Source organism: Georgenia sp. Z1491 (genome assembly GCF_049856175.1).
Lineage (GTDB): Bacteria > Actinomycetota > Actinomycetes > Actinomycetales > Actinomycetaceae > JB111.
In genome coordinates, this window is the sequence record NZ_JBNDNA010000002.1 from 137472 (window position 1) to 157863 (window position 20392).

14 protein-coding genes and 1 pseudogene are annotated in these 20392 nt (G+C 74.3%); 7 read left to right on the forward strand and 8 right to left on the reverse strand.

What is annotated here, in order from left to right; all coding sequences use genetic code 11:
• Nucleotides 1-6: 6 nt before the first annotated feature.
• Both ACPYO4_RS03200 and ACPYO4_RS03205 read right to left on the reverse strand, forming a co-directional pair.
• Nucleotides 7-1170, reverse strand: coding sequence for a DUF4349 domain-containing protein (locus tag ACPYO4_RS03200; protein ID WP_425707769.1), 1164 nt, complete (start codon nt 1168-1170; stop codon nt 7-9).
• A 223-nt stretch (nt 1171-1393) separates the two neighbouring features.
• Nucleotides 1394-2125: a glutamine amidotransferase gene (locus tag ACPYO4_RS03205; RefSeq protein WP_425707770.1), complete on the reverse strand. Its 732-nt coding sequence runs from the start codon at nt 2123-2125 to the stop codon at nt 1394-1396.
• Nucleotides 2126-2405: 280 nt separating this feature from the next.
• Between ACPYO4_RS03205 and ppdK the strand changes: the two genes are divergently transcribed.
• Nucleotides 2406-5123, forward strand: a complete 2718-nt coding sequence (gene ppdK / locus ACPYO4_RS03210) for a pyruvate, phosphate dikinase (protein ID WP_425707771.1) — start codon at nt 2406-2408, stop codon at nt 5121-5123.
• Between the two features lie 58 nt (nt 5124-5181).
• Nucleotides 5182-8301 carry an FAD-binding and (Fe-S)-binding domain-containing protein gene (locus tag ACPYO4_RS03215; RefSeq protein WP_425707772.1) on the forward strand — a complete coding sequence of 1040 codons (3120 nt, stop codon included), beginning with the start codon at nt 5182-5184 and terminating at the stop codon, nt 8299-8301.
• 4 nt (nt 8302-8305) lie between these two features.
• Here ACPYO4_RS03215 and ACPYO4_RS03220 read toward each other — a convergent pair whose 3' ends face one another.
• The 6 genes and pseudogenes from ACPYO4_RS03220 to ACPYO4_RS03245 all read right to left on the reverse strand — a co-directional run.
• Nucleotides 8306-8740, reverse strand: coding sequence for a type II toxin-antitoxin system VapC family toxin (locus tag ACPYO4_RS03220; RefSeq protein WP_425707773.1), 435 nt, complete (start codon nt 8738-8740; stop codon nt 8306-8308).
• A gap of 2 nt (nt 8741-8742) precedes the next feature.
• The gene (locus tag ACPYO4_RS03225) at nt 8743-9030 is read right to left on the reverse strand and encodes a type II toxin-antitoxin system Phd/YefM family antitoxin (RefSeq protein WP_425707774.1); all 288 of its coding nucleotides are present in this window, start codon (nt 9028-9030) and stop codon (nt 8743-8745) included.
• A gap of 60 nt (nt 9031-9090) precedes the next feature.
• Entirely contained in the window at nt 9091-10332 is a 1242-nt protein-coding gene (locus ACPYO4_RS03230) for an alpha/beta hydrolase (RefSeq protein ID WP_425707775.1), read from the reverse strand.
• A 64-nt stretch (nt 10333-10396) separates the two neighbouring features.
• The gene (gene metX, locus ACPYO4_RS03235; RefSeq protein ID WP_425707776.1) at nt 10397-11545 is read right to left on the reverse strand and encodes a homoserine O-acetyltransferase MetX; all 1149 of its coding nucleotides are present in this window, start codon (nt 11543-11545) and stop codon (nt 10397-10399) included.
• Nucleotides 11546-11582: 37 nt separating this feature from the next.
• Nucleotides 11583-12908 carry a bifunctional o-acetylhomoserine/o-acetylserine sulfhydrylase gene (locus ACPYO4_RS03240; protein ID WP_425707777.1) on the reverse strand — a complete coding sequence of 442 codons (1326 nt, stop codon included), beginning with the start codon at nt 12906-12908 and terminating at the stop codon, nt 11583-11585.
• A 263-nt stretch (nt 12909-13171) separates the two neighbouring features.
• Nucleotides 13172-13666, reverse strand: a pseudogene (locus ACPYO4_RS03245) (inorganic diphosphatase); the annotation flags it as partial.
• Between the two features lie 166 nt (nt 13667-13832).
• Here ACPYO4_RS03245 and ACPYO4_RS03250 point away from each other — a divergent pair.
• The 5 genes from ACPYO4_RS03250 (at nt 13833) to ftsH (ending at nt 20390) form a co-directional block, all read left to right on the forward strand.
• Nucleotides 13833-15233 carry a D-alanyl-D-alanine carboxypeptidase/D-alanyl-D-alanine-endopeptidase gene (locus ACPYO4_RS03250; protein ID WP_425707778.1) on the forward strand — a complete coding sequence of 467 codons (1401 nt, stop codon included), beginning with the start codon at nt 13833-13835 and terminating at the stop codon, nt 15231-15233.
• Nucleotides 15234-15363: 130 nt separating this feature from the next.
• Nucleotides 15364-16404 (forward strand): zinc-dependent metalloprotease, encoded by a 1041-nt coding sequence (locus tag ACPYO4_RS03255; RefSeq protein WP_425707779.1) that lies wholly within the window; start codon nt 15364-15366, stop codon nt 16402-16404.
• Nucleotides 16401-17495 carry a tRNA lysidine(34) synthetase TilS gene (tilS, locus tag ACPYO4_RS03260; protein ID WP_425707780.1) on the forward strand — a complete coding sequence of 365 codons (1095 nt, stop codon included), beginning with the start codon at nt 16401-16403 and terminating at the stop codon, nt 17493-17495. Before ACPYO4_RS03255 ends, tilS begins: the two co-directional genes overlap by 4 nt.
• An 18-nt stretch (nt 17496-17513) precedes the next feature.
• Nucleotides 17514-18068, forward strand: coding sequence for a hypoxanthine phosphoribosyltransferase (hpt, locus tag ACPYO4_RS03265; RefSeq protein WP_425707781.1), 555 nt, complete (start codon nt 17514-17516; stop codon nt 18066-18068).
• Between the two features lie 195 nt (nt 18069-18263).
• Nucleotides 18264-20390 (forward strand): ATP-dependent zinc metalloprotease FtsH, encoded by a 2127-nt coding sequence (gene ftsH / locus ACPYO4_RS03270; protein WP_425707782.1) that lies wholly within the window; start codon nt 18264-18266, stop codon nt 20388-20390.
• Nucleotides 20391-20392 lie beyond the last annotated feature (2 nt).

Here is a 20392-nt window from a genome sequence, read left to right on the forward strand (position 1 = left end):
CCTCGGTCAGTCGCCCGACGGCGGATCGTCCACCGCCTCGCCCCGGGCCGCCGGGCGAGGATCGCGCGGGCCGGAGGGCCCCTCCGGACGCGAGGTGGTGCCGGCGCCGGCCGTCGTCCGGGCCGGCGCGGCCCCGTGCGTGACGGTCTCGGCGTCGCGCGCCCTGCGGTTGCGGCGCACGACGGTGAGGACGACTGCGCCGACGAGCGCCAGCACGACGAGCAGCGGCGCAAGGGCGGCCACCGCGACCACGACCCCGCGGATCGCCCCGGTGAACGCCTCCCCGGCGTCCTCCCACATGCGCGACCAGCCGGACTGCGAGCCGGTCGTCGACGGCGAGTCCTCCGTCACGAGATCGACGGTGAGCGTCGACATCGCCGCCTGCTCACCGAGGTTCGTGCGTTGCCCGCGAAGCTGGTCGAGCTCGGCCTGCCGGGCGGTCAGCTCGGTCTCGGCAGACAGCAGGTCGGCGACCGACCCGGCCTCCTCCATGAGCCCCTCGAGGCGGGCGACCGAGGTCTCGAGCGCGCTGATCTCGGCGTCGAGGTCGCGGACCGTGCCGGTCACGTCGTCGGCGTTCGTCGAGACCTGCTCGACCTCGCCGATCTCGCCGAGGTCGGCGAGGAAGGCGTCGGTCCGGTCCGGGGCGACGCGGACGACGACCTGGCCCCAGGGTCGATCCTCCTGGCTGCTCAGCTGGCGGCCCTCGACGCGTCCCTCGTGGGTCTCGACGAGGCCGACCACCTCGTCGGTGGCGGCCACGGGGTCCTCGACGACGACGGTCGCCTCCCCGGTGGTCACCACCACGCGGTCGACGCCGTCGGCCGTCACCTGCGCGGGGTCCCCGCTCGTGTCCGCGGCTGACTGCTCGGCGGAGGCGGCGCTGTCCGCGCCCTGGTCGGCCTCCTGCGCGGGCGCCCGGTCCGCGGTGCCCGCGTCCTCGTCGTAGCCACCGCCGTCGGAGCCCGACGAGCAGGCGGCGAGCGTGGCGGCGAGACCGAGCGTGAGCGCGGCGAGGGCCCGCCGGCCGGTCGGGCGGTGGGCCGGGCGGGCGGCGCTCCGTCGTCCGGTGGCTCGGCCTGCGGTCGAGTGTGCGGGAGCGGTCCCGACGTCGCCCGGTGGCGGCCCGTCGGTGCCCGGGGGTGCGGTGTCAGCGGATGAGGTTCGCATGTCGGAACCGTCGCAGGTCCGCACGTCGCGAGCCACGGCGGCAACCGTTTCGGGACCTCGCGGTGACCCTGCCGTCACCGAAGTTCTCCCCATCGACAGGAGGACCGCGGCCGTGCGTGGTGTGCCCCGGTCGCGCCCGACGACGGTGCTGCGCGGCGCTCCCGGGTGAGTCCCGCCGTCGTGTGGGGTGTGCCCAGGTGCGCCCGGCGGGGATGCGGGATCGTCAGCCGTACCTACGGGCGAAGGCGGCCAGGACGCCGTGGGCGTCGTCCACGCGGACGCGCGAGATCTCGGCGACGACCCGCTCGAACTCCTCGGCGGGGAAGTACCCGGAGTGCAGGTAGTCGGTCATGCGCCGCACGAGCCCGGCCGTGTCGAGCTCCGGGTGGAACTGCGTGACGTACTGGTCGGCCCCGACCCGCAGCATCTGCACGGGCGTGGGGTCCGACGTCGCGAGGACCACCGACCCCGGCGGCGCCACGGTGACGGCCTCGTGGTGGCCGACGTAGGCGTCGAAGGCGACCGGGACGTCGGCGAGCAGGGGGTCCGTGCGGCCGGCCTCGGTGAGCTCGACCCGGACCGCCGAGGTCCCCCGCCCGTAGGTGTGGTCGACGACGGCGCCCAGGCGTCGCGTCAGCGTGCCGACGGCGTAGCACAGACCCATGAACGGCACGCCGGCCGCGACGACCTGGTCGAGGACCGCGCCGAGCCGGTCCTCGGTGCGTCGCTGGAGGTCGGACTGCTCCTCGAGCGGCGTGGAGCCGGTGAACGGCGAGCCGCCCTGGAGCACGCCGGCGAACGCGGCCGGGTCCGGCGGCGCGTAGGCGTCGTCGGTGGCGGAGAGGCGGACCACGCGCTCGACCGGAACGCCCATGTGCCGGGCGACCGCCGAGTGCTCGTCGTCCGCGGCGCGCTGCTCCGGGCGCGAGGAGATCAGGAGGAACGGGGGGCGCACCGGACGATCCTGCCCCACCGGGGCGCGGGACGCCCGACGGTGGGCGCGCGTCCCATCATGCGGCCGCGTCGATGGAGGTCGCGGGGGTAGAGGCCGCGGATGCGCCCAGGGTCGCGCGGATGGCGTCGTGGCGGCACCGCCCGCCCGAGGTCATGGGCGTCGCGCATGAGCGGGTCGTGCGTTCCGCATGACGACGATCGGGCACGCGGGTGCTCGGGACGGCCTACGGTGCACACATGTTCGCGAGGCGGTGCGGACTGTGAACGAAGGACGAGGAGCGATGGCGACGTACGTGTACCGGTTCACCGAGGGTGACAAGGACCAGAAGGACCTGCTGGGCGGCAAGGGGGCGAACCTCGCGGAGATGACGCGGCTCGGCCTCCCGGTGCCCCCGGGCTTCACGATCACGACCGAGGCGTGCCGGGCGTACCTGCGCGACGGCGACGTGCCGGCCGACCTACGGGTCGAGGTCACGCTCGCGCTGCGCGAGCTCGAGGACACCGCCGGGCGCTCGCTCGGAGACTTCCACGACCCCCTGCTCGTCTCGGTGCGCTCGGGCGCGAAGTTCTCGATGCCCGGGATGATGGACACGGTCCTCAACATCGGGCTCAACGACGCCTCCGTGCAGGGCCTGACCGAGCTCGCCGGCGACGCCCGGTTCGCCTGGGACTCCTACCGGCGCCTCATCCAGATGTTCGGCAAGACGGTCCTCGACGTCGACGGCGAGCTGTTCTCCGACGCGCTGGACGCGAAGAAGGAGGCCCGGGGCGCGGCCGCCGACGTCGATCTCACCGAGGACGACCTGCGCGAGCTCGTCGACGAGTACAAGCAGATCGTCAAGGACAACGCCGGGCGGGAGTTCCCGCAGCACCCGCGCGAGCAGCTCGACCTCGCCGTCGAGGCCGTGTTCCGTTCGTGGAACACCGAACGGGCCCGGCTCTACCGCCGCCGCGAGCGCATCCCGGACGACCTCGGCACAGCCGTGAACGTCGTGACCATGGTGTTCGGCAACCTGGGCGACAGCTCGGGCACGGGTGTCTGCTTCACGCGCGACCCCTCCACCGGCGAGTCCGGCATGTACGGCGACTACCTCGTCAACGCCCAGGGCGAGGACGTGGTCGCCGGCATCCGAAACACGCTGCACCTCACCGACCTCGAGGAGCTCGACCCCCGCTCCTACGCCGACCTGCGTGCCGCGATGCGCCGGCTCGAGACGCACTACCGCGACCTGTGCGACATCGAGTTCACGATCGAGCAGGGCAAGCTGTGGCTGCTGCAGACCCGCGTGGGCAAGCGGACGGCCGGCGCGGCGTTCCGGGTGGCGACCCAGCTCGTCGACGAGAACCTCATCACGATGGACGAGGCGCTCGGCCGCGTGACCGGGGCCCAGCTCAGCCAGCTGATGTTCCCGCAGTTCGACCCGGCAGCGACGAAGGAGCACCTGACGACGGGGCTGTCTGCGTCCCCGGGTGCCGCCGTCGGCGAGATCGTCCTCGACACCGCCCAGGCCGAGGCCCGTGCCGCGGCCGGCGCCGACGTCATCCTCGTGCGGCGCGAGACGAACCCGGACGACCTCGGCGGCATGATCGTGGCCAAGGGCGTGCTCACGGCGCGCGGCGGCAAGACGTCCCACGCGGCCGTCGTCGCCCGCGGCATGGGCACCTGCGCCGTGGTCGGGGCCGAGGAGATCGCCGTCGACGTCGAGGCGGAGACCGTGACGATCGGCGAGCGCGTGCTCCGTCCCGGCGACGTCGTGGCCATCGACGGGACCACGGGCGAGGTCTACCTCGGCGACGTCCCGGTCGCGGACTCACCGGTCATGGCCTACATCTCCGGCGGTCTCGACGCCGGGCTCGCCGCGGCCGGGGACGACGCCGACACGCGCGAGCTCGTCGAGGCCGTCCACCGCCTGCTCAGCCACGCCGACGCCCGGCGGCGCATGGCGGTGCGCACGAACGCCGACAACGCCGCAGACGCGCAGCGCGCCCGCGAGCGCGGGGCCCAGGGCATCGGCCTGTGCCGCACCGAGCACATGTTCCTCGGTGACCGGCGCACCCTCGTGGAGCGTCTCATCCTCGCCGAGGGGGAGGCGGAGCGGGACGCCGCGCTGGCCGGCCTGCTCGAGCCGCAGCGCTCCGACTTCGAGTCGCTGCTCGAGGCGATGGACGGCCTGCCCGCGACCATCCGGCTCATCGATCCGCCGCTGCACGAGTTCCTCCCCGACCTCACCGAGCTCGCGGTCGAGGTGGCGCTGGCCGACGAGCGGGGCGAGAGCGGCGAGGAGGTCGAGCGGCGGCGCACGCTGCTGGCCGCCGTGCGGCGGATGCACGAGTCGAACCCGATGCTCGGCCTGCGGGGCGTACGGCTCGGCCTGAAGATCCCCGGCCTCTTCGCGCTGCAGATCCGTGCTGTCGCCGAGGCGGCGGCGCACCGGTCCGCCGCCGGCGGCAGCCCCCAGCCCGAGATCATGGTGCCGCTCGTCGGCTCGCGCCGGGAGCTGCAGATCGTGCGCGACGAGGCGGAGCGCATCGTCGCCGAGGTCGCGGCCGAGCAGGGCGTCACGCTCGACATCCCCATCGGGTGCATGGTCGAGCTCCCGCGCGCGGCAATGACGGCGGAGCGGATCGCCGAGGAGGCCGACTTCTTCTCGTTCGGCACCAACGACCTCACCCAGACGGCGTGGGGCTTCTCGCGGGACGACGTCGAGGGCGCCTTCTTCGCCGACTACCTCGCGAACGGCGTGCTGACGATCTCCCCGTTCGAGACCCTCGACGCCGACGGTGTGGGTGCGCTCGTGCGGATCGGGGCCGAGCGGGGACGGTCGACGAGCCCGGGCCTGAAGATCGGGGTGTGCGGGGAGCACGGTGGGGACCCGGAGTCGATCCACTTCTTCGAGTCCGTCGGCCTGGACTACGTGTCCTGCTCACCGTTCCGCGTGCCGGTCGCGCGTCTCGAGGCCGGCCGCGCGGCGGTCAAGGGCGAGGACGCGACGCGGTAGCCGTCCCGTCGTGCGGCGCCTGGCCCGCGACCCGTGCGCAACGGGAGACACTGGGGACATGACGACGACGGCGGACCGCACCTTGGGCGCGGCGTACCCGGCCACGGCGGACCTCGTCGCCGCGCTCCGCGCCGCCGTCGACGGCGAGGTGAGCGACTCGGTGCGTCGCCGCGCCGAGTACTCCACCGACGCGTCGAACTACCGGGTCGTGCCCCAGGTCGTCGTCACCCCGCGCGACGTTGCGGACACGCTCGCCGCCCTCGACGTCGCGCGCACCGCCGGCGCGCCCGTCACCCTGCGCGGCGGCGGCACCTCGACGGCCGGGAACTCGGTCGGCCCGGGGGTCGTCCTCGACGTCTCCAGGCACCTCACCGCGATCGGCGAGATCGACCCGGAGGCACGGACCGCGGTCGTCGAGCCCGGGGTCGTCATGGCCGACCTCCAGCGGGCGGCGGCCCCGCACGGCCTGCGGTTCGGGCCCGACCCGTCGACCCAGAACCGCGCCACTCTCGGCGGCATGATCGGCACCAACGCGTGCGGGCCGCACGCGCTGGCCTACGGGCGTACCGCCGACAACGTCCACTCGCTCGACGTCGTCGACGGTCTCGGTCGGCGGTTCACCGCGGGCGCCGGGCGGAACGCGCTCGACGTGGTCGACGGACTGTCTGCGCTGGTCACGCGTGGCCTTGCGCCGATCAGGTCCGAGCTCGGTCGGTTCGGCCGTCAGGTGTCCGGCTACTCCCTCGAGCACCTGCTGCCCGAGAACGGGCGCGACCTGGCGAAGATGCTCGTCGGCTCCGAGGGCACGCTGGTGACGATGCTCGGCGGCACCGTGCGCCTGGTCCCCGTGGCCACGCGCCCGGTCCTCGTGGTCCTGGGCTACCCGGACATGATCGCCGCCGCCGATGCCGTTCCTGCGCTCCTCGAGCACTATCCCCTCGCGGTCGAGGGGCTCGACGCGCGGCTCGTCGACGTGGTGCGGCGCGCCAAGGGGGCCGGCGCGGTGCCCGAGCTGCCGGCCGGGCAGGGCTGGCTCATGGTCGAGGTCGGTGCGGAGGAGCACGAGTCCGAGGCCGACGTCCTCGCCCGGGCGCGCGCGCTCGCCGCCGTCGGCGGGACCGACGCGGCGGTCGTCGTGCCGGCCGGCGCCGAGGCGGACGCGCTGTGGCGGATCCGGGCCGACGGCGCGGGGCTGGGCGGGCGCACCCCCGCGGGCATGCCGGCGTGGCCCGGCTGGGAGGACGCGGCGGTCCCGCCCGAGAACCTGGGCGCCTACCTGCGCGACTTCATGGGGATGCTCGACCGCCGCGGTCTGGACGGCCTGCTCTACGGGCACTTCGGCGACGGTTGCGTGCACGTGCGGGTCGACTTCCCCCTCGACGACGGGGAGCGCGGCGCGCGGGAGTTCGGCGAGACGGTGGCCGAGGCGGCGGACATCGCGGTGGCACACGGCGGTTCGCTGTCCGGCGAGCACGGCGACGGGCGCGCGCGCTCCGAGCTCCTCGACCGCATGTACGGGCCCGAGGTCATGAGCCTGTTCGGGCAGGTCAAGAACCTGTTCGACCCGAGATCGTCGCTCAACCCCGGGGTGCTCGTCGACCCGGACCCGGTGGCCGCGCACCTGCGCCGGCCGGCCGCGAAGCCCCTGCCGGTCGCCCCCGGCGGCGGGTTCGCGTTCAGCGAGGACGGTGGTGACGTCACGCGGGCCGCGCACCGGTGCACCGGCGTGGGCAAGTGCCGGGCGGACAGCTCGGCCTCCGGTGGGTTCATGTGCCCGAGCTACCTCGCCACCAAGGACGAGAAGGACGTGACCCGGGGCCGGGCGCGCGTGCTGCAGGAGGTCACCAACGGCGAGCTCGTCGCGCGCTGGGACGACCCGGCGCTGCTCGACTCGCTCGATCTGTGCCTGTCCTGCAAGGCGTGCTCCGCGGACTGCCCCGCCGGCATGGACGTGGCACGGCTGAAGTCCGAGACGCTGCACCGCGCGTACCGGGGCAAGCTCCGGCCGCGCACGCACTACACGCTCGGCCGGCTGCCGGTGCTCGCGGGGCTGGTCACCGCGGTCCCCGGCCTCGCGCGCCTGACCAACGCAGTGCTGAGCGTCGGGGCGCTGCGCCGGCTCGCGTTCGCGGTCGCCGGCGTCGACACCACCCGCGCCATGCCGGGCTTCGCCACGCAGCGGCTGTCGACGTGGTGGCGGAAGCGCTCCGGCGGTCGCGCCGCCGTGCGGGCGGCGGCGACCGCGGCGCTCGCCGGAGGCGGGCACGGCGATCGGGGTGCGGGCCCCGGGGCGCCGGCTGACGTCGTCGGGACGGGGGAGGAGACCGCGGACATCGGCGCGGGGGCCTCCGCGGGCGTGTCCCTGCCCACCGACGCCCCGCACGGCTGGCCGAACCGCACGCTCGAGGCCGACGAACCGCACGCTCGACGAACGCGGGGCAAGGACGCGCCGCGGTACGTCGTGCTGTTCGCCGACACCTTCTCCGAGACGCTCGACGGCGACGGCGCCAAGGCCGTCGCCGAGCTGCTCGAGACCGCCGGCTACACCGTGGTCCTGCCCGACCAGGCGGTGTGCTGCGGCCTGACCTGGATCTCGACCGGGCAGCTCGACGGCGCCCGCGCCCGCATGCGCAACCTCCTCGACGTCCTGGCGCCCTTCGCGGCCAACGGCATCCCGGTGGTCGGTGTCGAGCCGTCGTGCACGGCCGCGCTGCGCGACGACATGCCCGAGCTCCTGCCCGAGGACCCGCGCGCCCGCATGCTGGCCGACGGGACCCACACGCTCGCCGAGCTGCTCGGGTCGCCGGCCCCGCTCGGGCCCGGGGACCGGTGGAGCGCGCCCGACCTCACGGGCGTCGAGGTCGTCGCTCAGCCCCACTGCCACCACCACTCCGTCATGGGCTGGGACACCGACCGCGCGCTCCTGGCGTCGACCGGTGCCAGCGTGACCACCCTCGCCGGCTGCTGCGGCCTGGCCGGGAACTTCGGGATGGAGAAGGGGCACGCCGAGGTCAGCGCCGCCGTCGCGGAGAACGCGCTGCTGCCCGCGCTGCGCGACCACCCCGGTGCGACCTTCCTCGCCGACGGCTTCTCGTGCCGCACCCAGGCCGACCAGCTCGCCGGCCGCGGGGGAGTGCACCTCGCCGAGCTCCTGCTCGGGCGGGGAGTCAGAGGATGAGCCGTCAGCGCTGGACGGGGCTCGCCGGTGCCGGGAGGTCGTCGGGGTAGACGATGTCGATCTCCGAGATCGTCGTCGGGAAGTCCTTACGGTTGTTGGTGAGGAAGCGGTCCGCCCCTGCTGCCACGGCGGTCGCCAGGTGGGTGGCATCGGCGGCGCGCAGTCCGTGGCGAGCCGCCAGCGCCACCGAGAGCCGTGCCACCGGAGCGTCGACGGGAAGTAGCTGGAGCCGGCTGAGAAGGCTGATCAGTGACGCGCACTCGGCGGACCGCGGATCGGTGCGCATCGGCTTGGACAGGACCTCAGGCAGCAGGAGCAGCGACCCGACGCCGGTCGGAGCAGCGCCGGCATCCGCGAACAGGTGGGCGACTCGTGCGCCGAGAGCATGGCCCTCGGTGGCCGCGTAGATCAGCACGTCCGCGTCGAAGGCGCTCAGCACGGTCAGCGCGCGGTCCGGTCGGCACGGATCGAGTCGACCAGCTCCTCCGCCCTCGAGCGGCTGACCGCGGGCGGCTGCAGTGGTGCGTCCTTGGCCAGGTCGAGCAGTTCGCCGATCTGGTCCGCCTGGTCCCACGCCTCAGGTGCCCTGCGGGCTCGGATCGCCTCGGGGCTCACGAGTACCGCGACGACGTGCCCGTGTCGGGTGATGGCGATCTCCTCGCCCGCTGCGACACGATCGAGCTGAGCGGGCAGGGTCTGCCGGGCAGCGCTGGCGCTGATCGTCTCCATGTGGAGAATGTACATGAGTGTACAGAAACGTACGCAGTGGCGCTGCCGCCGTCCGACGCCTCAGCGCAGCACGTAGGCCCGCACCCAGCGACCCAGCTCGTCGTAGACGTTCCTGCGCACCTTCGGCGCGGAGAGCATGACGTCGTGGATCGCACCGTCGAACGCCGCGAGCGTGACGTGCGGCCCGAGGCGCAGCGCCGCCGAGCGGATCGCGGCCACGTCGAGCACGGTGTCGACGAAGCGCAGGTCGGGAGACCACCTGACGGCCTGCGCGGACCGGGCAGAGGTGAGGACGAGGACCGGGCACGAGATGTCGAGGCCGCCGGCGACCTGCCGCTGCCCGGTGAGGATAGCCGCGAGCCACCCGAAGCGCACGGGCCCGGCCGGAGCCATGCGCCATCGTCGGTCCGGCTTCCACCCGGTCCAGAAGCGGTCCTCGGCCTCGTCCGACGGCACCACCTCGTCGTCCCCCTCGGCCACCCCGTCGAGCGTGCGCTGGTAGAGGTCGACGGGACTGACGCGGACGACAGTCTTCGGTGACGTGCGGGCGATGCGCTCGATCACGGGGGTCGTCGCCGCGCCGACGAACCCCGGCATACCCGCGCTGATGAACGGCGAGTTGAGGACGAGCCCCCGGAGCGCGCCAGGGTGCCGGTGCGCCCACAGGGCGGCGGTCAGCCCGCCCGTCGAGTGGCCACCGAGCACGAGGTCCGTGCCCAGGCCGAGCTCGTCGAAGATGACGTCCCGGGCGGCGTGGAGGTCGTCGTCGTAGACGGAGAGCGAGTCCACGTACCCGCGGGACTGGTGGGGGCGCAGGCTGCGCCCGTACTTGCGCAGGTCGAGCCCGTAGAAGGCCCCGCCGAGCGCAGCGACGCGGCGGGCGAGCCCGACATTGTGGACGTAGTCGTTCCAGCCGTGCAGGTAGAGCATCGCCCAGGTCGCGGTGGCGGGTGTGCCGGGCAGCGCGTCCGGGTCCTCGGCCGGGCGGTAGGCGACGAGCGTCGCGACGACCTGCCCCTCCTCGTCGGCGGGCAGGGGGAGGGTGCGGGCGTGGAAGCCGGCCCCGAGCAGGTCGGGGACCCACTCGCCGGGCGGGGACGGGTCGTCGAGCGGCGGCAGGTCGGCCTCGAGCAGGTAGCTGCGGGCGGCGGGACCGACCCCGGTGCGGACCTTGCGGCCCGAGGCGTCGGGGGCGGCGTCCTCCTCGACGGCCGTGTTGGCGGTCGAGTGGGTGTCGGCCCGGTCCGGGTCCTCCGACGCGCGGCTGCCGGACGGGTCGCGTCCGAGTCGGAAGAAGTCCACCCGCCCATGGTGGCACCGGCACACGGGGCGGCGCGCCCCGGGGCGGCCGCTCCGCCCGGTCGGCTCAGTGGAAGGAGTCGACCCGGTCGGACAGGAATCGCGAGAGCGCCGCCCCCACCTGCGCGGACTCCACGAGGAAGCCGTCGTGCCCGTAGGGCGAGTCGATCTCGACGTAGTCGGACGGCCCAGCCACCCCGTCCGCGATCCGCCGCGCGTCGGCCGGGTCGAACAGACGGTCGGAGCTCACGGCGACGGCGAGGGTCCGCGACGTCACGCCGGCCAGCGCCTCGGCGACGCCGCCGCGGTCACGCCCGATGTCGTGGGTGAGCATCGTCCGGCTCAGGGCCACGTAGCTGCCGGCGTCGAACCGCGCGGCGAGCTTGCCCGCGTGGTGGTCGAGGTAGGACTGGACGGCGAACCGTCCGCCGTCGAGCGGCTCCTCCGCGCCCTGCGGGAGGCGTCCGAACCGCTCGTCCAGCTCGAACGCCGAGCGGTAGGTCGTGTGGGCGATCTGGCGGGCCAGGCCGAGGCCGCGGGCGGGCCCCTCGCCGTCGGGCGCGTCGTAGTAGTCGCCGCCGCGCCAGCCCGGGTCGAGCTCGATCGCGCCGATCTGGCTGTGCGCCCAGGCGATCTGGTCGGCGGACGTGCGCGCGTTGGACGCCACCACGGCCACCCGCTCCACGCGGTCCGGGGCCGTCACCGCCCACTCGATCGCGCGCTGCCCGCCGACCGAGCCGCCGACCACGAGCGCGAACGAGCTGATGCCCAGGGCGTCGGCGAGCCGCAGCTCCGCGGCGACCTGGTCACGGACGGTGAGGATGGGGAAGCGGGCGCCCCACGGCATCCCGTTCGGGGACGTCGACGACGGTCCGGTCGAGCCCTGACAGCCGCCCAGGACGTTGGGGACGAGCACGAAGTAGCGGTCGGTGTCGATCGCCAGGCCAGGGCCGACGATCTCGGACCACCAGCCGGGGCCGGCCGGGTCGTCGCCCGGGTGCGTCGAGGTGACGTGCGTGTCGCCGGTGAGGGCGTGGAGCACGAGGACGGCGTTGGACCGGTCCTCGTTCAGCTCGCCGAACGTCTCGTAGGCCATCGTCGCGTGCGGGAGCCGGCCGCCGACCTCGAGGCGCAGGGCCCCGATCGGCGTCTGCCTGCGGTCACCCAGGTCCTGGCCGGCCAGCCACCCGCCGGAGACGGGGAGCGTGCGCGGCACGGAGCTGCGACCGGGACGGCGGCCGGCGCCCGCCACGTCAGGCGCCTTCCGTGCCGGCGACCGTCGCGGCCGCCGCGAAGCCGAGCTCGAGGTCGGCGATGATGTCGTCGATGTCCTCCAGGCCCACGGCGAGGCGCACGAGCGTCGGCGAGGCCCCGGCGGCGGCGAGCTCGTCGTCGGTCAGCTGGGAGTGCGTGGTCGACGCCGGGTGGATGACGAGCGAGCGTACGTCGCCGATGTTGGCGACGTTGGAGTGCAGCTTCAGCGCGTCGACGAACGCGATGCCGGCCTCCTTGCCGCCGCTCGCGAGCTCGAACGCGAGCACCGCGCCCGGGCCCTTGGGCGTGTACTTCTGGGCGCGCTCGTACCACGGCGAGCTCGGCAGCCCCGCCCAGGCCACGCGCGCGACGTCGGCCCGCGCCTCGAGGAACTCCGCCACCTTCCGCGTGTTCTCCACGTGGCGCTCGACGCGCAGGGAGAGGGTCTCGATGCCCTGGCCGATGAGGAACGCGTTGAACGGCGAGACCGCGGGACCGGTGTCGCGCAGGAGCTGGGTGCGCGCCTTGAGCGCGAGGGCCGGCGCACCGAGGTCGGCGAACACCAGGCCGTTGTAGGAGGGGTCGGGGCTGTTGAACCCGGGGAAGCGCTCGGGGTATCGCGACCAGTCGAACGTGCCGCCGTCGACGATGGCGCCGGCGACGGTCGTCCCGTGGCCGCCGAGGTACTTGGTCGCGGAGTGCACGACGATGTCCGCGCCGTGCTCGATCGGCCGCAGCAGGTAGGGCGTGGCGATGGTGTTGTCGACGATGAGCGGCACGCCGATGTCGTGCGCGACGGCCGCGACGGCCTCGATGTCGAGGACGTCGCCCTTGGGGTTGGGGATCGACTCGCCGAAGAACAGCTTGGTGTTCTCCTGGGTGGCGGCCCGCCAGGACTCGGCGTCGTCGGGGTCCTCGACGAAGGTCGTGGTCACGCCGAACTTGGGCAGCGTGTGCCGCAGGAGGTTGTAGGTCCCGCCGTACAGCGACGGGGAGGCGACCAGGTGGTCGCCCGCCTCGGCGATCGAGAGGATCGCGAGGGTCTCGGCCGCCTGCCCGGACGCGAGGAGCAGGCCGGCGACGCCGCCCTCGAGGTCCGCGATCCGGTTCTCGACGACCTCCTGCGTGGGGTTCGTGATGCGCGTGTAGATCGGCCCCGGGTCGGCGAGCGCGAACCGTGCCGCCGCGTGGTCCGCCGAGTCGAAGACGAACGAGGTCGTCTGGTAGATGGGCAGCGCGCGGGCGCCGGTCGCCGGGTCGGGCACCTGGCCGGCGTGGATCTGCCGCGTGGTGAAGCCCTGGGCGGGGGTCGGCGTGTCGGTCATGTCGCTCCTCGGGAGTGGCGTGGCGTGCGTTCGCGGGGGTCCGGTACGGGGTCGAACGTACGACGGCGCCGCAGCCCCGCGCACGGGAGCCACGGCGCCGTCTCAGGAGGTGGACGCCCTCAGTCCTGCGGCTCGACGGGGATCGAGCGGGCGTCGCCGGGGCCGATCGGGCTGGCGTGGCCGCGGTCGCCGTCGAGGTCCGGTTCGCCGCCGGGACCGGGCTGGCTCGAGGAACCGCCGTGGCGGTGGTGGCCGGCGCCGCCGTGCTCGTAGTAGCCGGTCTCGATCGCGCGCTGGTAGGACGCGCGGATCTCCTTCTCCGTGTCCTCGCGCCCCACCCAGTGGGCACCCTCCACGGACTTGCCGGGCTCGAGGTCCTTGTAGACCTCGAAGAAGTGCTGGATCTCCAGGCGGTGGAACTCCGAGACGTCCTCGATCTCCGTGCGCCACGACTGCCGCTGGTCGCTGGCGGGGACGGCGATGACCTTGTCGTCGCCGCCGGCCTCGTCCCGCATGCGGAACATGCCCAGGGCGCGGGCGCGGATCAGGCACCCGGGGAACGTCGGCTCCTCCAGCAGGACGAGCACGTCCAGCGGATCGCCGTCCTCGCCGAGCGTGCCCTCGATGAACCCGTAGTCGTCCGGGTAGCGGGTCGAGGTGAACAGCATGCGGTCGAGCCGGATGCGGCCGGTCTCGTGGTCCACCTCGTACTTGTTGCGGTTCCCCTTGGGGATCTCGATGGTGACGTCGAACTCCACAGCAAGCACTTCCTCGGGTGTCGGGCCGCACGGGGCGGCGAAGATCCACGGTCGGCCCCCGCTCGGAGGACCCTGGCACCGCCTAGTGTGGCGTACGCGGCGCCCCCGGTGCGCCGACGTGCCGGGGGACGGCACCTATCGACGGGCACGGCGGCGGACGGACGGCATGGCACGAATCGGCAGCACGGCACGCAGCACCGTCGTCTGGGTCGCGGGCAGCCTCGCCGTGGTGCTGCTCGCCGTCTACGTGCTCCTCGACGTCAAGGGCGCGGTCCCGGGGCTCCTCACCGACGAGCCCGCCCCGCCCGCGGCCGAGCCCTACCCGGGGGTGGCGCTGCCGGGTGCGCGCCCCGCGGCGGCCGCCGTCGAGGTCCTCGACCCCGCCGCGCCGGCGCCGACCGCCGAGGGGGTCTCGGGCGTCGTCGAGCGGCTCGTGGACGACCCCGACCGGCCGGGGGACGTGGCCGTACGCGTCGTCGACTCCGCCGACGGCGAGGTGCTCGTGGAGCGCGACCCGACCGCCGCCCTGCAGACGGCGTCCTCCGCGAAGATCCTCACCGGCGCGGCCGCGCTGAGCGTGCTGGGCCCGCAGACCCGGTTCACCACGAGCGTCGTCCCCGCCGGCGACGGCCTGCTGGTCCTCGTCGGCGGCGGCGACGTCCTGCTCGCCGAGGGCGAGGGCGACCCGACGGCGACCCGCGGCCACGCCGGGATCGCCGACCTCGCCGACCAGGTGTCGGCCGAGCTGGAGCAGGCCGGCACCACCGAGGTGCGCCTCGCCGTCGACGACTCGCAGTTCACCGGCGAGCCCTACGCCGACGACGTCACCGGGTGGGACCGGACCTTCACCATGGCCGCGACGACGGTCGCCGTGAACACCGGGGCCGTCGACGGTGCCTACACGGCCGACCCCGCGATGGGGGCCCTCGAGACGCTCGCCGACGCGCTGACCGAGCGTGGGGTGACGGCGAGCGTCGAGGGGCGGGCGACGGCCCCCGACGACGCCACCGCGATCGCGACGACCGAGTCCGCGCCGGTCGACCAGATCGTCCGCACGATGCTCCAGGACTCCGACAACGCCATCGCCGACGTGCTCTCGCGGATGGTGGCCCTCGCCGCCGGCCTGCCCGGCGACGCGAGCTCGGGCGGCCAGGCCGTCGTCGACGCCGTCGGTGCCCTCGGGGTCGACACGACCGGCACCGTGATGATCGACGGCGCCGGCCTGTCGATCACGGACTCCACGACCGTGACGGCGCTGACCGACCTGGTCGCCCTCGGGCTCGACCCCTCGGCCGCCGACCTCGCCGGGCTCCCGCCGTCCCTGCCGACCTCCGGGCTCGACGGCACGCTCTCCGACCGTCTCGCCGGTGAGGCCGCCGGCCGGGTGCAGGCCAAGACGGGCACGCTCGTCCGCTCCGTCTCGCTCACCGGTACCGTGCTCACCGCCGACGAGCGGCTGCTCACCTTCTCCGTCGTCCTGCACTCCTTCGACGAGGGCGGGGCGTGGGCCGCGCGCCAGTCGATGGACACGTTCGTCGCCGAGCTCGCCGCCTGCGGCTGCTCCTAGCGTCCGGGCTGCCGGATACCGATCTCGCCGCGTGCCCGGACGCGCTGAGCCGCCCGCCCCGCCCCGTGCCCGGCCACCCCGGGGCGTCCCTGGCGGCGTCGGCGGGCGCCGCGCGGCTACCGTGGGTCGCGTGACCGATCCCGTCGACCTCCGGCTCGCCGCCCGACGCGCCGCCCGGCTCGCGCCCCCGGGTCCGCGCGGCACGCCCGAGGAGCTGACCGCCCTGGTCACCGGTCTGCGCGAGGCCGCGACCGCGGCCCCGCAGCACGTGGGACGACTCACCGGCCTGCGCGACGCCGCCCGGCAGGTCTCCGCCCAGCGCGTCAGCGTGGTCGACCGGCCGGGCTGGGCGCGTGTGAACGCGGAACTCCTCGGCCACGTCTCGACCGGGCTCCTGCCCCCGGCCGGGCGCATCGGTGCCCGGCTCGCCGGCGAGGAGGCCGGTGCCCTGCTCGCCTACCTCTCGACCAAGGTGCTCGGCCAGTTCGACCCGTTCGGCCCGGCCGCTCCGCACCTGCTGCTCGTCGCCCCCAACGTGCTCAAGCTCGAGCGCGAGCTCGACCTCGACGCTCGCGACTTCCGCCGCTGGGTGGCGCTGCACGAGCAGACGCACGCCGTGCAGTTCGCGGCCGCCCCCTGGCTCGCCGACCACCTCACGGAGATGATCCGGGGCACCGTCGGCCCGGCGCTCGCCGAGGACGAGGACCGCGACCTCGGTGGCATGCTCGGCGCACTGGTACGCGCCCTGCGCGACCGGGACGAGGCGGAGGCGCCCACGCTGGAGGTCGCCGGCCCGCTCGTCGACGCCCTGCTCACGCCGGCGGAGCGCGAGTCCCTCGGCCGGGTCGTCGCGGTGATGAGCCTGCTCGAGGGGCACGCCGACGTCGTCATGGACGCCGTCGGGCCCGCCGTCCTGCCGAGCGTGCGCCGCATCCGCCGTGCCTTCGAGCGGCGCCGCGACGGCACCGGCCCCGTCGACCTCCTCCTGCGCACCCTGCTCGGGATGCGGGCGAAGACCGCCCAGTACCGCAACGGCGCGTCGTTCGTCCACCAGGTCGTCGAGCGCGTCGGCCACGACGGGCTCAACGCGGTCTGGGCCGCACCGGACCGTCTGCCGACCCCCGAGGAGATCCTCGACCCGCCGGCGTGGGTGACCCGCGTCCACGCATGACCCGTCCGGCACCCCGACACCCGAAGGTCTCCGGGCCCGCGACGCTCGCGGCGCGCCGGGCCGTGCGCGAGTCGCTCGCGGACCTTCCCCCGGGCGCCCACGTGCTCGTCGCCTGCTCGGGCGGGCCGGACTCGCTCGCGCTCGCCGTCACGGTGGCCCACCTCGCGCCTGCGGCCGGCTGGCTCGCGCGCGCGCTGGTCGTGGATCACGGACTGCGCGAGGGATCGGCGAGCGAGGCCCGCGACGTCGTCGCTCGCCTCGACACGATCGGCCTGCCCGCTACCTCGGTGCGGGTCGACGCCGATGCCGGGCCCGGCGGGCCGGAGGCTCGCGCCCGGGACGCGAGGTGGGCGGCACTGCGCGCCCACGCCGACGACCCGCCGGTCGTCATCCTCACCGGGCACACGATGGACGACCAGGCCGAGACGGTCCTGCTCGGCCTCGCCCGCGGGTCCGGCGCCCGGTCGATCGCCGGCATGCGGGCCGCCGAGGACGGGGTCCGCCGCCCGTTCCTCCAGCTACGACGCACCCAGACCGTGGGTGTGTGCGACGAGCTCGGTCTCGTGCCCCTCCACGACCCGACGAACGCCGCCGACGGGCCCTGGCGCGCCGCCGACGGCTCGGCCCTGCGTCGCGCCGCCGTCCGCGACCGCGCGCTCCCGGCGCTCGCGGACGCCCTCGGCGTCGACCCCGTTCCCGCACTCGCCCGCACCGCCGAGCAGGCCCGGCGCGACGACGACGCACTGACCGCCGACGCCGAGGCACTCCTCGACGCCGCGCTGCACGCCCGCGCCGACGCCGCGCCGACCGACAACGCCGGCGCCCCGCCACACGCCCATGCACCCGTGCTCGTCCTCGACGTGGCCACGCTCGCGGCCGCCCACCCCGCCGTGCGCAGCCGGGCGCTGCGGGCGGCTGGGGAGCGCGCCGGCTGGCGACCGGGCGACGTCAAGGCCGCCCACCTCGCCGCGCTCGACGCCCTCGTCACCGACTACGACGGGCAGGGCCCCACGATGCTGCCCGGGGGCGTCGTCGCCCGCCGCGCGTGTGGCAGGCTGATGCTCTCGCGGAGCGAGCACCAGGCGGACTGACGGAGACGAAGGAGCGACGTGGACGCAGCGGACATGGGCGAGGACCTCGCCGAGGTGATCGTCTCCGAGGAGCAGATCGCGACGCGACTGACGGAGATGGCGGCCGAGATCGACCGCGACTACCAGGGCCGCAACGTGCTGCTCGTGGGCGTCCTGCGCGGCGCGGTCATGGTGATGGCGGACCTCTCGCGCGAGCTGCACACCCCGCTGGAGATGGACTGGATGGCCGTGTCCTCGTACGGGTCGGGGACGAAGTCCTCCGGCGTCGTGCGGATCCTCAAGGACCTCGACTCCGACCTCACGGGACGCGACGTGCTCATCGTCGAGGACATCATCGACTCCGGGCTCACCCTGTCGTGGCTCCAGGGCAACCTCCGCTCCCGCGGCGCCGCGTCCGTCGAGATCGCCACGCTGCTGCGCAAGCCCGAGGCCGCGAAGGTCGACGTCGACGTGCGATACGTGGGCTTCGACATCCCGGCGGCGTTCGTCGTCGGGTACGGGCTCGACTACGCGGAGCGCTACCGGAACCTGCCCTTCGTCGGCCGCCTCGCGGAGCACGTCTACTCGCGCTGACGCACGGGGCGCTCCCGCCGACGCGGCACCACGACCGCCCGCACCCCCGCGCTCGCCCGCGCCGCGCACCGACCGCCGAACCGTTCGCCGTGCGCGGAGCGGCACCGGGCGCCGGACCATCGGCGTGTCGCCCTCGGTTAACCTCGACTGGTCGCCCGGGGCGGGCGCCGACCGGACGGAGCGGCTGAGGCTGGCATGAAGACATCCTGGAAGAAGATCGCGCGGAGTCCCTGGCCGTGGGTGATCGGGGCCCTGCTGGTCGTCGTCGTCCTCGTGCCCTTCTTCGGCGGCGGTCGCGTCTCGCCGATCGACACCTCGCTGGGCATGGAGACCCTGCGCGGCGACACGGTCGAGCAGGCCCGGGTCAACGACACCACCCAGCGGGTCGAGCTCACGCTCACCGAGGACCTCGTCGCACCGAACGGCGACGAGGGCTCGGACAACAACGAGAACTACGGCACGCAGGTCGAGTTCGCCTACGCCGACGCCCAGGGCGGGCAGGTCACCGACCTCCTCGAGGACTCCGACCCGGTGCAGGGCTACGACGTCGAGGTGCCGCAGGGCAACGCGTTCCTGTCGCTGCTCGGCCTCATGCTCCCGATGATCCTCATCCTCGGGCTGTTCTGGTGGCTGATGTCCCGCTCGCAGGGCGGCGGGGTCATGGGCTTCGGGAAGTCGACGGCGAAGAAGGTCAACAAGGAGACCCCCGACGTGACGTTCGCCGACGTCGCGGGCGTGGACGAGGCGGTCGAGGAGCTCCAGGAGATCCGGGAGTTCCTCCAGGAGCCGAGCAAGTTCCAGGCGGTGGGCGCGAAGATCCCCAAGGGCGTGCTCCTGTACGGCCCGCCCGGCACCGGCAAGACCCTCCTCGCCCGGGCCGTCGCCGGCGAGGCGGGCGGCTCCTTCTACTCGATCTCCGGCTCGGAGTTCGTCGAGATGTTCGTCGGCGTCGGCGCCTCCCGCGTGCGCAACCTGTTCGAGCAGGCCAAGCAGAACACCCCGGCGATCATCTTCGTCGACGAGATCGACGCGGTCGGTCGCCAACGCGGCGCCGGCATGGGCGGCGGTCACGACGAGCGCGAGCAGACCCTCAACCAGCTCCTCGTCGAGATGGACGGGTTCGACTCGACGACGAACGTCATCCTCATCGCCGCCACCAACCGCCCCGACGTGCTCGACCCCGCGCTGCTGCGGCCCGGCCGGTTCGACCGCCAGATCTCCGTGGCGGCCCCCGACCTGGCCGGCCGCCACCAGATCCTGCGCGTCCACGCCAAGGGCAAGCCCATGACGCCGGACGTCGACCTCGAGGGCGTCGCCCGCCGCACCCCGGGCTTCTCGGGTGCGGACCTTGCGAACGTCCTCAACGAGTCGGCGCTGCTCACCGCCCGATCCGGCGCGCAGCTCATCGACAACCGGGCGCTCGACGAAGCCATCGACCGGGTGATCGCCGGCCCGCAGCGCCGCACGCGGGTGATGAACGACAAGGACAAGAAGGTCACCGCCTACCACGAGGGCGGTCACGCGCTGACGGCCGCCGCGCTGCGCTACACCGACCCGGTGACGAAGGTGACGATCCTGCCCCGCGGCCAGGCGCTCGGCTACACGATGGTCATGCCCACCGAGGACCGGTACTCGAGCTCGCGCAACCAGCTCGTCGACCAGCTGGTGTACGCGCTCGGTGGCCGCGTGGCCGAGGAGGTCGTCTTCCACGAGCCGACCACGGGCGCGGGCAACGACATCGAGAAGGCGACGAAGACCGCCAAGCAGATGGTCACCGAGCTCGGCATGTCGGCCCGGATCGGCCCGGTCAAGCTGAGCGAGGGCAGCAGCGAGCCTTTCCTCGGCCGGGACATGGGTGGCTCGCGCGAGTACTCCGACGACGTGGCCCGGGTCGTCGACGAGGAGGTGCGCGCGCTCATGATGGACGCCCATCAGGAGGCCTGGGAGATCCTCTCCGAGTACCGCGACGTCCTCGACGACCTCGTGGTCGAGCTCATGGACCGCGAGACCCTCAACGAGGCGGACCTGCGCCGCATCTTCGCCCCGGTGGTCAAGCGCGAGCCGCGCGAGCTCTGGTACGCGTCGGCCAACCGGCCCGACCTCGCGCGCCGCCCCGTCCTCACGCGCGACGAGCAGGCCCGCCGCGCCGCCGAGCCGCCCCAGGCCGGCGACGAGCGGTTCCGGCCGGAGGACACGAGCGACCTGTTCGGCACCCAGCCGCCGCCGTCCTCCCCGGACTTCGGCTCGGGGGATCCCGGCCACGACGGCGGCGCACCGGACGGGTCCGCTCACGGCGGGCCCGCGCCCGAGGCACGGCCGTGACC

What these genes read in the sequence shown, in the direction of transcription:
- ACPYO4_RS03200 (WP_425707769.1), bottom strand. Translation starts at nt 1,170, where the DNA reads ATGCGAACCTCATCCGCTGACACCGCACCCCCGGGCACCGACGGGCCG.
- ppdK (WP_425707771.1), top strand. Translation starts at nt 2,406, where the DNA reads ATGGCGACGTACGTGTACCGGTTCACCGAGGGTGACAAGGACCAGAAG.
- ACPYO4_RS03215 (WP_425707772.1), top strand. Translation starts at nt 5,182, where the DNA reads ATGACGACGACGGCGGACCGCACCTTGGGCGCGGCGTACCCGGCCACG.
- ACPYO4_RS03225 (WP_425707774.1), bottom strand. Translation starts at nt 9,030, where the DNA reads ATGGAGACGATCAGCGCCAGCGCTGCCCGGCAGACCCTGCCCGCTCAG.
- ACPYO4_RS03240 (WP_425707777.1), bottom strand. Translation starts at nt 12,908, where the DNA reads ATGACCGACACGCCGACCCCCGCCCAGGGCTTCACCACGCGGCAGATC.
- ACPYO4_RS03250 (WP_425707778.1), top strand. Translation starts at nt 13,833, where the DNA reads ATGGCACGAATCGGCAGCACGGCACGCAGCACCGTCGTCTGGGTCGCG.
- tilS (WP_425707780.1), top strand. Translation starts at nt 16,401, where the DNA reads ATGACCCGTCCGGCACCCCGACACCCGAAGGTCTCCGGGCCCGCGACG.
- ftsH (WP_425707782.1), top strand. Translation starts at nt 18,264, where the DNA reads ATGAAGACATCCTGGAAGAAGATCGCGCGGAGTCCCTGGCCGTGGGTG.